This window comes from Sulfurospirillum sp. hDNRA2 (genome assembly GCF_024206095.2).
GTDB lineage: Bacteria > Campylobacterota > Campylobacteria > Campylobacterales > Sulfurospirillaceae > Sulfurospirillum.
Map to the genome: position 1 here is coordinate 2,291,579 of NZ_CP159800.1, position 13,771 is coordinate 2,305,349.

Consider the following 13,771-nt stretch of genomic DNA (forward strand, 5'->3'; position numbering starts at 1 on the left):
ATCGCTCTTTTAATGTTTGATGATCTTATAGAGAAAATCCCCGATACTCTGAAAAATTTGCACCAAAACGATCAAGATAAAGACGGTCCAAAAGATGTAAATACCATCAAAACGGTAATAACCATAATTCATCGCAACCGCCCCAAGACCCCCACCTCCAACGGTTCCTGCCATCGCGGAAAAGCCAACGATGATGATGAGAGAAAGGGTGATCGCTGAAATGATGCTAGGATACGCTTCGGGCAAAAGCACACGAAAGATAATTTGAAACTTGCTCGTTCCAAACGACTTCGCCGCTTCCACGACACTGGAATCAACCTCTTTAAAAGCCCCCTCGATCATACGCGCAATAAACGGTGCCGTTCCGATCGTTAAAGGAACGATCATCGCAAAGGTTCCCGTGTGTTTTCCCACCAAAAACTTGGTCACGGGAAAAAGCACGATGATGAGGATGATAAACGGAAAAGAGCGCAACATATTGATCGTAACATCTAAAAACTTATAGGTGTATGCATTCGGTGCGATGCCGTTTTTATCGGTGGTGATCAAAACAATCGCAAGCACAAAACCGATTAATGTCGCCAAAAAAGTCGAAACCAGACTCATCGTCAATGTCTCGAGGAGTGCATCGATAAGAACGCTTTTCATACCTAAAGATTTTTCAAAAAAAGTTATCAGTGCTTCCATTTAGAGAATCTCCCAAATCACTTCAGTTTTTGTTTGCAAATAGTGCGTCACATCGCTTGCGGTTTTTTTATCGACGTTAATCACGAGTGAGCCTACGACATGGTTGTTCAACTTTTCAAGCTTGCCCCAAACGATATTAAAATTAAGATCAAGTTCCCTTGCCATCTGCGTCACGATGGGCTGATACGAAACCTGACTCGGAAAGAAGAGTCGAATGTTAGCACCTTCGCTTGGAAGCTCTTCATCTTCGCCTAAAAACGTCATCATCTTTTCGTCGGGTTTTAAAAAAAGCTCTTCGATGCGCCCCAGGCCGATGACTTTCCCATTTTCCAGCAACAACGCACGCGAAGCAACTTTTTTAACCACATCCATTTCGTGTGTTACGATAATGATCGTAACGCCTAATTTGGCATTGATCTCTTGTAAAAGTTCCAAAATGGATTTGGTGGTATTGGGATCCAAAGCCGATGTCGCTTCATCGCTAAGAAGAATTTTGGGATTGAGCGTTAAAGCCCTTGCAATCGCCACACGCTGTTTTTGGCCGCCGCTAAGCTCTTTAGGGTAAGCAAATTTTTTATGTTCAAGCCCGATGAGGGTTAAGAGTTCATCAACCCTTTTTTGAATGGCTTCTTTACCGTATCCCCATACTTTCATTGGAAGGGCAATGTTATCGTAGACGTTTTTTTGATTGAGCAGTGAAAAGTTTTGAAAGATCATACCGATGTGACTGCGTAAAGCACTCAGTTCGCTTTCGTTCAGCTCTTTGACCTCTTTGCCCAAAACGCTTAAACTTCCCTCACTGTAGCTTTCAAGTCCGTTGATGCAACGAAGCAGTGTGGATTTTCCTGCTCCACTGTGCCCGACAATGGCAAAAATTTCGCCGGTATTGACATGTACACTGATGTCGTCTAAAACTTTTTGATCGTTAAAATATTTGTTTAAGTTTTTTATCTCTATCACATGTGACCTTTATAAAGAGGTTGAAATCCAAAACGTATGATTATAGCCAGTTATAAGCTGTTATCAAAAAAAGTGTTGTTTGAGAAAAAACGCATTTGGCTCATTGAAGCACAGTTCGCAGAAAAAAGGGGTGTAAAGAGCCCGAAGACTCTTTACATGTAAAAGGATTAACCGTTACGTTTTTTGATAATTTCGTCCGCAACGTTTCTAGGAACTTCGTCGTAGTGATCAAATTCCATCGAGTAAGACGCACGACCTTGAGTTTGAGAGCGAAGATCAGTTGAGTAACCAAACATCTCAGCCAATGGGCAGAATGCGTTAACGATTTTGTTACCACTTCTATCATCCATTGAGTTGATTTGTCCACGACGTCTATTAAGATCGCCGATAACATCACCCATAAAGTCTTCCGGTGTTTCAACTTCCACTTTCATGATCGGTTCAAGAATAACCGGTTTTGCTTTTCGCGCACCCTCTTTAAAGCCCATTGAAGCGGCCAATTTAAACGCCATTTCTGATGAGTCGACTTCGTGGTAGCTTCCGTCATACAATGTAACTTTAACATCTTCCACTTTATAGCCCGCAAGAACACCGCTTTGAAGTGCTTCTTTAATACCTTTATCAACCGCAGGAATATACTCTTTCGGTACGGAACCACCCTTGATATCGTTAACGAATTCATAACCGGCACCCGCTTCTTGAGGCTCGATTTTGAGGTAAACGTGACCGTATTGACCGCGACCGCCGGATTGTTTTGCGTATTTGTACTCTTGGTTAACCGCTTGACGAATCGTTTCACGGTAAGCAACTTGCGGTTGTCCGACTTCGGCACTCACTTTAAACTCACGTAACATACGATCTACAAGAATCTCTAAGTGAAGCTCACCCATACCGGAGATGATCGTTTGACCGCTCTCTTCATCGGTCTCAACTCTAAAGCTTGGATCTTCTTGTGCCAATTTTTGAAGCGCAATACCCATTTTCTCTTGATCCGCTTTGGTTTTTGGCTCAACCGCAACAGAGATAACCGGATCTGGGAATACCATTCGCTCTAAAATCACAGGATCTTTTTCACTCGCAAGCGTATCACCGGTGAGTGTGTCTTTAAGACCTACAACCGCGCCGATTTCACCGGCGTGAAGGACTTTAATCTCTTCACGTTTGTTCGCGTGCATTTTTAAAAGACGTCCGATTCTCTCTTTTTTATCTTTGGTCGTATTGTACGCATAACTTCCGCTCTCAAGCGTACCGCGGTAAACACGAACGAAAGTTAATTGTCCGACGAACGGATCGGTCATAATTTTAAATGCAAGCGCGGCAAATTCACCCTCATCGGTTGAATCAACGACACACTCGCGTCCGTCTTCGTACTCGCCTTTGATTGCGTGCACTTCCGTAGGAGCCGGCATGTAATCAACAACCGCGTCTAACATCGGTTGAACACCTTTGTTTTTAAACGATGTTCCACAGATCATAGGTATAAACGTCATCGCAAGACATCCCGCTTTGATACCCGCTTTAATTTCTTCTTTGCTTAACTCTTCGCCGCCGAGGTATTTTTCCATTAACTCGTCGCTGGTTTCGGAAACTGCTTCTACCATTTTTTCACGGTATTCTTTTGCTTTATCCATCAACTCAGCAGGAATATCAACGACTTGGTAGTTTGAACCCATCGCCGCATCGTCATCCCAAATCAAAGCTTTCATCTCGACAAGATCCACAACGCCTTTAAAGGTATCTTCTGCACCGATAGGAATTTGAATCGGCACCGGATTGGCTTTCAAACGATTTTTAATTTGTGCTTCGACGTTGTAAAAGTTCGCACCGATACGGTCCATTTTGTTTACATAAACCATTCGTGGTACTTGGTAACGGTTTGCTTGTCTCCAAACGGTCTCTGATTGGGGTTGAACACCGCCTACCGCACAAAATACCGCAACGGCACCGTCCAAAACACGCATAGAACGTTCAACTTCGATCGTAAAGTCGACGTGGCCCGGAGTGTCGATAATGTTAATTTGATGATCTTTCCAAAAACATGTGGTTGCCGCAGAAGTAATCGTAATACCTCTTTCTTTCTCTTGCTCCATCCAGTCCATGGTTGCAGCACCGTCGTGTACCTCACCGATTTTATGGGAGATGCCGGTGTAAAATAGAATTCTTTCGGTTGTCGTAGTCTTACCCGCATCAATATGCGCAGCAATACCGATATTACGAACCATGCTTATAGGGGTATTTCTTGCCATTGTCGTTTCCTTAAATGTAATAGGAGTAAAAATTGAGAAATGAGAAAGCGTGTCGCATTTGTTTGGACACGCTCATCGTCATTCTACCAGCGATAGTGAGCAAACGCTTTGTTTGCTTCTGCCATTTTATAAGTGTCTTCTTTTTTCTTAAAGGTTGCGCCTCTACTGTTAGCCGCATCTAAAAGTTCATTTGCCAACCTCTCGATCATCGTTCTTTCACTTCTCTTTCGAGCATATGAAACCAACCATCTAAGAGCCAATGCTTGTTGACGTGCAGGTCTTACTTCTACCGGAACTTGGTACGTTGCACCGCCGACGCGTCTGCTTTTTACTTCCATAACGGGTTTAACATTATCCATAGCCGCGTTAAAAATTTCAATACCTTTTAGGCTTCCGCTTCGTTTTTCGGCTAATTCTAATGCACCGTAAAATACTTGGGTTGCAACGCTTTTTTTACCGTCGTACATTAAAGCATTGATGAACTTCGTAATGACTTTATTATTGTAGATTGGATCGGGTAATACTTCTCTTACGGGCGCTTTTCTTCTTCTCATATTATTTCCTTCAAATTTTTAAAAATTTTACTCAAATGATGTCAAAACCAAAGGACATCACCTGTGTTTAAATTTATTTAGCTTTTGGTCTTTTTGTACCGTATTTACTTCTAGACACCGTTCTTTTTGCAACACCTGAGGTATCAAGCGCACCACGTACGATATGGTATTTAACACCCGGTAAGTCTTTTACCCTACCGCCGCGTACCAATACGATGGAGTGTTCTTGAAGGTTGTGTCCCTCGCCACCGATGTAGCTAATGACTTCAAAACCGCTGGTCAATTTGACTTTGGCAACTTTTCTTAAAGCTGAGTTTGGTTTTTTAGGAGTCGTCGTATATACTCTGGTGCAAACGCCTCTTCGTTGAGGACATTTCGCCATTGCCGGAGATTTCGACTTCTTAATCACCTTTTTTCTCTCATTTCTGACGAGTTGGTTAATGGTTGGCACATTAATTCCTTTGTTTTGTAAAAAATAGGTGCTAATTTTATTTAAAAATAGCTTAAAAAAAGGTTAAGTTAAGGAAAATTCCTTAACTTAACTACGACTCGGGTTCAATTCGATATTGAATTTTTTGTTTTGGTATAAACCGGTACCGACCGGAATCATACGACCTAAAATAACGTTTTCTTTAAGATCTTCAAGCATATCCATTTTACCCGCAATACTCGCTTCGGTTAAAACTTTCGTCGTTTCTTGGAACGATGCCGCCGAGATAACGCTATCGCTTCCGATAGCTGCACGCGTAACGCCTAAGAGTGTGGGCTCGGCAATCGCCGGTTCTCCGCCCATTTTCATAACCGCTTCGTTTTCTTCTCTAAAGCGTCTTCGGCTCACTAAATCGCCGATAATAAACTTCGTATTGCCGCTATCGACGATACGGACTTGTCGTAACATTTGAGAAACGATAATCTCGATATGTTTATCGTTAATCGCAACGCCTTGACCGCGATAAACTTGTTGAATCTCGCTAATCAAATAGTAATGAAGCGCTTTCTCGCCCATAATACGTAAAATATCGTGGCTTGAAATAACGCCGTCGGTCAAACGTTCACCCGCATGCACAAACTCACCCGCTTGTACGTGGATTTGAGTATTTTTATCGACCAAATACTCAACACTTGTTCCGTCTTTGGCTTCGATGATAATACGTTCTTTCGAACGAAGCGGTTTGCCGAAGCGAATCGTTCCGTCGATTTCAGCAATCACCGTTGCATTTTTTGGACGGCGTGCTTCAAAAAGTTCACTAATACGCGGAAGACCTCCGGTAATATCTTTCGATTTTGCAATTGCTTTCGGCGTTCGTCCAATTAAGTCGGCAAGACCTACGCTTGTACCGTTTTGAACGAAAATCGCCGTTTTCGGTTCTAATTGGTACTTGATCACTTCGCCGTTTTTATTGACGATAATAATCGTCGGCTTCATACCGCTCGGTAAGTATTCGTTGATCACAAGTCTGCTTTGACCCGTCATATCGTCAAATTGTTCGGTCGCGCTAATGCCCGGTTCGATATCTTCAAACGTAATCGTACCCGCATCTTCGGCAATAATCGGCGTTGAATACGGATCCCATTCGGCAATCGTAATTTGTTCGCTCGTGGACGGATACCCGATTAACGTTTTTGCTTCGACGACGCTATTATCCGGTATATCGATAATCGTATCGCGCGGAATATAGTGGCGAACCGCTTCTCGGTCGTCTTTATCCGCAACAACCGCAAAAATACCTTTTTCTTTAACGATATGCCCTTTGACGATTTCATGAATACGCTCTAAATAATCGCCTCTAAGCTTATAATATTTCACGATTCCCTTAGCGTCGGCGTGAATTTTTTGAATAATCGGCTCGCCGTTTTTGACTTTCAATTCACTCGCATACGGAATACGACTCGGTACGTTCCAACCCTCGCGAATGACTTCAACGATACTTTCGTTTTCTTCAACAATATCGCCGCTGTTATACGGAATAAAAAACTTACCTTCAATTTTTCCGCTCACGCCGGCAAGCTCGTTTGGTTTCGCAAAGTCGCTTTTACGAAGCGTGTATCGAGCGTTAGCGTCGTTAGCACCGATGATAGAAATAACCGTCTCTTCATGCGCGGTATCAATTTCGATGCGTCCTTTAAACAAAGCTTTGATTTTTGGTTCAACCAATAAAACTGCCGCATTTCTACGGTTAGCAACGATATTTTTATTCTCTTTCGTCGTATAGGTTTTTACATTGTAATAACGGATAAAACCCTCTTTTTGTGCGATAACCTGACGATCTTGCGATTCAGTCGATGCCGTACCACCGATGTGAAACGTTCTTAGCGTCAACTGCGTACCGGGCTCACCGATGGATTGTGCGGAGATAATACCCACCGCTTCGCCCGGACGGACTAACGTACCCTCCGCCAAGTTTGTACCGTAACATTTCGCACATACGCCTTTTTTAGCTTTACATGTAATCGGTGTACGAATGACGACCGATTTAATGCTGGCCTCTTTTAGGGCTTGCGCTTTTTTCTCATCGATAATCGTTCCTTCGGTAAAAAGAACCTCGTTGGTAATCGTATCGATCACGTCTTCGGCTAAAACACGTCCCAAAGCTCTTTCGTAAAGCGATTCGACCAACTCGCCGCTTTCGCTAATATCGGTAATCTCGACGCCTTCGTGCGTACCGCAATCATCCATCGTGACTTTAACATTTTGCGCAACATCGATCAATTTTCGGGTCAAGTAACCTGCATTCGCCGTTTTAAGCGCGGTATCGGCAAGACCTTTACGCGCACCGTGCGTTGAAATAAAGTACTCTAATACGTTTAGACCTTCGCGGAAGTTTGAAATAATCGGCGTTTCGATAATCGAACCGTCCGGTTTTGCCATCAAACCCCTCATACCGGCCAACTGACGAATCTGTGCCGCAGAACCACGCGCACCTGAATCTGCCATCATGTAAATCGAGTTAAACCCGCCTTTGTCGCTCTCGGTGAGCTTCATCATCTCCGACGCCACTTCGTTGTTCGTATCCGTCCAAATATCGATAATTTTATTGTAACGTTCTTGCTCGGTCAACAAACCCGAACTGAACTGCTTTTGGATTTCACGAACGCGTTTTTTCGCCTCTTTAATCTTTTTAATTTTTGCTTCAGGCACGCGAATATCGTCAATGGATACCGAAATACCCGCTTGCGTCGCGTATTTAAAACCGAGATTTTTCAAGTTATCCAAAAAGCTTGCCGTAATACCGATACCGCCCTCTTTAAAGATATAATCGACCAATCCGCCGATATTTTTCTTTTTCAAAACGCGATTCCATAGTTCTTCGGGAACAAAATCCGGTAGAATCGATTTTAAAATCAAACGACCTGCTGTGGTAAATAAAACACGTTCGTTAATACGCGTTTTAATTTTGGCGTGAATATCCAAAAATCCAGCGTCGATGGCAATATGAACTTCATTAATGTTTGCAAAAATTTTGTTACTTCCCATAGCATGCGGTTTTTCCAACGTTAGATAATAAAGTCCCAAAACCATATCTTGTGTTGGAACCGTTACCGCTTTACCCGAAGCCGGAAGCAAGATGTTCATAGAACTTAGCATCAAAATCTTACACTCAGCAATCGCCTCTTGTGACAATGGAACGTGAACCGCCATCTGGTCGCCGTCGAAGTCCGCGTTAAACGCAGAACATACGAGAGGATGCAAACGAATTGCTTTACCGTCTATCAAAACAGGGTGAAACGCCTGAATGGAAAGTTTGTGAAGCGTTGGCGCACGGTTAAGCATAATCGGATGACCTTTAACCACTTCGGCAAGGCATTCCCACACTTCATTGGTTTTCATATCGATCATTTTTTTGGCTTGTTTGACCGTTGTCGCATACCCTTTTTCTTCAAGGCGTGCTAACAAATGCGGCTTAAACAACTCAAGTGCCATCTGTTTTGGAAGACCACATTGATCCATTTTCAAGTTGGGTCCTACAACGATAACCGAACGACCTGAAAAGTCAACCCGTTTACCGAGTAGGTTTTGACGGAAACGTCCTTGTTTACCTTTGATAATCTCAGAAAGTGATTTAAGAGGACGTTTGTTCGCACCTTTGACGGCATTTGCACGACGACCATTATCAAAAAGCGCATCAACGGCTTCTTGAAGCATACGTTTTTCGTTGCGAATAATAATCTCAGGCGCATCCAATTCCATCAAACGCTTCAAACGAGCATTTCGATTAATTACGCGACGATACAAATCGTTCACGTCACTGACCGCAAATTTTCCGCCGTCAAGTGCGACAAGCGGTCTTAAATCAGGAGGTAGCACCGGTAACATCGTAATCATCATCCATTCAGGTCTGTTGCCGCTATTTAAGAATGCTTCAACGACTTTCAAACGTTTGACGATGGTTTTTTTCTTGGCTTCGGAGCTAGTTTGATTGATCTCTTCTTTGAGTTGTCCTAAAAGCTCGACTAAATCAAGGTTGGTTAACATATCGCGAACGACTTCGCCGCCCATTTTTGCCACAAAACCGCTATCACCGAATTTTTGCTGCAAAGCTTGGTATTGTTCTTCGTTCAAAACGTCGTATGCCGCCACTTTATTTTTATTTTCGGCATCGTAAAACGCATCGCCGGCTTGTTCGACGATGTATGCTTCATAATAAAGTACGCGCTCTAAATCTTTCATTTTAACGCCAAGTAGCGTTCCCACACGGCTTGGAAGCGAGTTAACGTACCAAATATGTGCTACGGGCGTTACTAATTCGATATGTCCCATACGTGAACGTCTAACTTTGGTGCTGGTAACTTCAACGCCGCATTTTTCGCATTTGATACCTTTATAACGCATCTTTTTATATTTTCCGCACAGACATTCATAATCTCTGACGGGTCCAAAGATTTTGGCACAAAAAAGGCCGTCACGCTCCGGTTTTAAGGTACGATAGTTGATCGTCTCGGGTTTTTTAACCTCACCGTAACTCCATGAGCGAATCTTCTCGGGACTTGCAAGTCGTAATTGAAATGCTTTAAAATCCCTCGGACGACTCTCTTCGTGAATCTCAATTGGTTCTAATCGTTTCATCTTCTTCCACCTCGTCATAAATCTCAACATCTAAAGCCAAAGACTTCAACTCATTCGTCAAAACATAGAATGTTTCCGGAATTCCCGTTTGAGGGACATTTTCCCCTCGTGTAAGTGCTTTATACGCCAAAATACGTCCTTCGACGTCGTCTGATTTGACCGTTAACATCTCTCGTAGGGTATGTGCCGCGCCGTAAGCCTCGAGTGCCCATACTTCCATCTCTCCGAATCTTTGACCGCCGAAGAGCGCTTTACCGCCCACCGGTTGTTGTGTAACTAAGGAGTACGGTCCGGTACTTCGCGCATGCACTTTTTCGTCAACCAAGTGGTGGAGTTTTAACATGTACATGTAACCCACGTTAACTCTTTCATGCATTTTTTGACCCGTCATACCGTCATAAAGGTCTGTCTTTCCGTCCGTATCGATTTTTGCCATTTCAAAAAGTTTGGCAAACTCTTCAACATTAACACCCTCAAAAATAGGCGTTGCAAATTTAACGCCCTTGCTCCAATCGCGAGCATAGTCGATCAATTTTTCGTCGCTCAAGGTTTCAATAAAACCAGCCGCATTCATCAACTTAGCGACATTTGCGATGTCGATCATTTTTGCGCGAAGTGCTTTAATCCAGCCCTCTTGTTTCTCTTTAAACATCTCTTCAATTTGAGTACCGAGTCGCTTACCTGCTAAACCTAAATGCACTTCCAAAATTTGTCCGATATTCATACGACTTGGAACACCAAGAGGGTTCAAAACGATATCCACGATTTCGCCATTTTTAAGGTACGGCATATCGACTTCGCGTACAATGTTAGAAACGATACCTTTGTTACCGTGACGTCCCGCCATTTTATCGCCGACTTTCAGCTTACGTTTGGTAGCCACATAGACTTTGACAAGCTTCACGACACCGCTTGGCAGAATGTCGTCTTTTTCGATAATGTTAAGTTTCTCGTCATGCTCTTCTTTAAGCTTTTTCTTCTCGTTTTGGAAATAAGCTTTCAAATCTTTATAAGCATCTTGAACCTCGTCCGAAAACGCTTTAACGATCGAGTTAATCGAAAAACGATTGACGTTGTGAAGGTCTTCGGCTTTAATCATATCGCCTTTTTTATAGGCGTGCTTGTTGATTTCTTGATCTTCGTGCAACGGGTTTTTCAAAAGCAACGCATTGATACGAAGCATCTCTTCACGATCCAGCATTAAAAGCTTATCGTGGTGTTCGCGATCTAAAATTTCTTTTTCTTCTTCATACGCTTGAACCGCACGAGGATCTTTGTCGTAGCCTTTTTTCGTAAAAATTTTCACGTCGACGACGATACCTTCCAAAGAAGGCGTTGCATAAAGCGATTTATTTACGACATGTCCCGCTTTTTCACCGAAAATGGCACGTAAAAGTCTCTCTTCGGGAGTTGGTTTTACTTCGCCTTTGGGTGAAACTTTACCGACCAAGATCATACCCGGAGTTACGTACGTACCGATTTTGACGATACCGCTATCGTCAAGGTGTGCTAACTCTTCTTCTTTGACGTTGGGAATATCTTTGGTAATTTCTTCTACGCCGTCTTTAAGTTCGCGCGCTTCAATCTCTTTTTCATAAATATGAACGCTCGTAAATGCGTCTTCGCGAATCATACGCTCGGAAATAACGATCGCATCTTCGTAGTTATAACCGTTCCAGGGCATAAAGGCAACCATCGCATTTTTACCGATAGCTAGCTCGCCTTGATCCATACTTGGACCGTCTGCGATTACGCCACCTTTTTCGATAAAATCGCCTTTTTTCACGATCACTTTTTGCGTAAACGTCGTATTTTGGTTGGTACGAAGATTTTTTTGAAGTGCGTAATGATCGATAAATGCACCGCCTTCGTCTTCGCCTAAAATATAAACATTTTTATTATCGACTTTTTCAACAATTCCCGCACGTTTGGCTTTAATCGCTTCCCATGAGTCGCGTGCCGCAATTTTTTCAACACCCGTACCGACGATTGGAGCATCCGATTTAACTAAAGGAACGGCTTGACGTTGCATGTTTGAACCCATCAACGCACGGTTGGCATCATCGTGTTCCAAGAACGGAATCAACGAAGCCGCAACACCGGCGATCATCATCGAAGAAAGGTCAATTAAGTCAACTTTCTCTTTCTCGATCAAGACGGTTTCGCCGTCAACCCTAACCTCGATCAAATCTTCAACGATTTCGTTGTTTTCATTGATTTTCGTACTGGCAGGTGCAATAACGAGTCCTTCTTCTTGGGTTGCAGTAATGTAAATAATCTCGTCCGTAATACGTGCGTTTTCGACCTTGCGATACGGTGCTTCCACGAAACCCAAATCATTGACTTTCGCATACATTGAAAGCGTATTGATCAAACCGATGTTTTGCCCCTCTGGGGTTTCAACCGGACAGATACGACCGTAATGCGTCGGATGAACGTCGCGCACTTCAAAGCCTGCACGTTCTTTTACCAAACCGCCCTCACCGAGTGCCGATAAACGACGCTTATGCGTAATTTCACTGAGTGGATTCGTTTGGTCCATAAACTGCGATAACTGACCACTAGCAAAGAATTCCGCAATCGCAGACGTAATCATTTTAGAGTTAATCAAATCATGTGGCATTAACTCTTCGACGCTTCCGCTAAGTGCCGTAAACTTATCGCGAATCGCTTTTTGCATTTTGATCAAGCCTGAATGAAGTTCATTTGCCAAAAGCTCACCGATGGCTCTAATTCTTCTGTTACCCAAGTGGTCGCGGTCGTCGATATGACCTTGTCCGTTTTTGACTTTAATTAAATATTTTGCGGTTTTAATAATATCTTCGCTGGTCATAATCGTCACATACTCAGGAACCGTAAGTCCTAGTTTGTGATTCATCTTCATACGACCGACTTTGGTTAAATCGTAACGCTCGGAATTGAAGAATAAGTCTTTTACGAAGAGCTTCGCAGCTTCTTTCGTTACCGGCTCGCCGGGGCGCATTACTTTGTAAATACGAATTGCCGCAAGATCGTTTTCATCTTCGATACTTTCGGTTTGACGTAAAAGTTTCAACGTTTCGTTATCGGCGATAAACGAGTTGATAATCGCATCGTCTACACCGCTGGCAAGATCGTTCGCAATCTCAATCGTCGTACATTTTTGCTCGATAATTTTGGTCAATTTACCCTCATCGAGCTGCGTCAGCGTGTCGTATAAAATCTCGCCGCTTTCTTGATCGATAATCGGGGAAGAGAGGAAACGATTGACCAAAATTTCAACCGGATATTCAATATATTTGACACCGTCTTCAATCAATTTTTCCGCTTTTTTTCGTGCCAAACGTTTACCGGCCGCTAAAAGAAGCGTACCGTTTTCATCTTTCAGGTCAAAATCGACACGACCTAAAAAGTTATCTGCCGAAAATTCAATCAAAAATTTGTTATCACGAATTAAAATATTCAATACGGGGTAGAAAAGTTTTAAAATATCTTGTTTGCTGTATCCTAATGCCCTAAAAAGGATCGTAATCGGTACTTTTCTACGTTTATTGATTCTGACGAACAACGTATCTTTGGCATCGTATTCAAAGTATAACCACGATCCGCGATCGGGAATAATTTGAGCGTTGTAGATGAGTTTATTGGCAACCGTCGGACTCTCTTCTTCTTTAAAGATAACACCGGGGCTTCTGTGAAGCTGGTTGACGACGACTCTCTCGACGCCGTTAATAATAAACGACGTTCGATCCGTCATTAAAGGAATTTCACGAATAAAAATGGCTTGTTCTTTAATATCTTTCACGCCGGTTTTTTCACCGGTTTTTTCATCTTTATCCCACAGGATAAGACGAATGTTCATTTTGATGCTAACCGAATACGTCAGTCCTCGCTCCATACACTCTCTAACCGTGTATCTTGGTTTGCCGATTTCTGATCCTGCGTATTCTAAAGTAAGTCTATTTTGGGGATCGTGGATGGGGAAAATGGATTTAAAAACCTTCTCTACACCGCTTTCATCTTGAAGGTTTTCGACATTTAAAAATTGTTCATAACTCTTTTGCTGAAGTTGTAATAGGTTGGGTACATCAATTTTTTTCGGAACTTTAGAAAAATCGACTCGTAAGCGATTTCCTGATTTTAAGCTATTTAACATGAGTCTACCTCGTGTAGTTGTTTGAAAAGGGCAGTAGGTTCATCTATCGCTGGATAGAATGTATAACGACTAAAAATATCCTAGGAAAGTTAATGAGAGAAACCGAAGTTTCTCTCGAAAATCA

7 protein-coding genes are annotated in these 13,771 nt (G+C 42.7%); all 7 read right to left on the reverse strand.

Annotated features, from left to right (window positions below; translation table 11 throughout):
* Positions 1–9 precede the first annotated feature (9 nt).
* Entirely contained in the window at positions 10–687 is a 678-nt protein-coding gene (locus NL930_RS11275) for a methionine ABC transporter permease (RefSeq protein ID WP_254376740.1), read from the reverse strand.
* Entirely contained in the window at positions 688–1,647 is a 960-nt protein-coding gene (locus tag NL930_RS11280) for a methionine ABC transporter ATP-binding protein (protein ID WP_254376741.1), read from the reverse strand.
* Between the two features lie 167 nt (positions 1,648–1,814).
* Positions 1,815–3,893 carry an elongation factor G gene (gene fusA, locus NL930_RS11285; protein WP_039672130.1) on the reverse strand — a complete coding sequence of 693 codons (2,079 nt, stop codon included), beginning with the start codon at positions 3,891–3,893 and terminating at the stop codon, positions 1,815–1,817.
* 83 nt (positions 3,894–3,976) lie between these two features.
* Positions 3,977–4,447: a 30S ribosomal protein S7 gene (rpsG, locus tag NL930_RS11290; RefSeq protein ID WP_039672129.1), complete on the reverse strand. Its 471-nt coding sequence runs from the start codon at positions 4,445–4,447 to the stop codon at positions 3,977–3,979.
* A 73-nt stretch (positions 4,448–4,520) separates the two neighbouring features.
* Positions 4,521–4,898, reverse strand: coding sequence for a 30S ribosomal protein S12 (rpsL, locus tag NL930_RS11295; RefSeq protein ID WP_039672128.1), 378 nt, complete (start codon positions 4,896–4,898; stop codon positions 4,521–4,523).
* An 87-nt stretch (positions 4,899–4,985) separates the two neighbouring features.
* Positions 4,986–9,512 (reverse strand): DNA-directed RNA polymerase subunit beta', encoded by a 4,527-nt coding sequence (gene rpoC / locus NL930_RS11300; protein ID WP_254376742.1) that lies wholly within the window; start codon positions 9,510–9,512, stop codon positions 4,986–4,988.
* Entirely contained in the window at positions 9,490–13,647 is a 4,158-nt protein-coding gene (gene rpoB, locus NL930_RS11305; protein WP_039672126.1) for a DNA-directed RNA polymerase subunit beta, read from the reverse strand. The genes rpoC and rpoB overlap by 23 nt, the downstream gene beginning before the upstream one ends.
* Between the last annotated feature and the right edge of the window lie 124 nt (positions 13,648–13,771).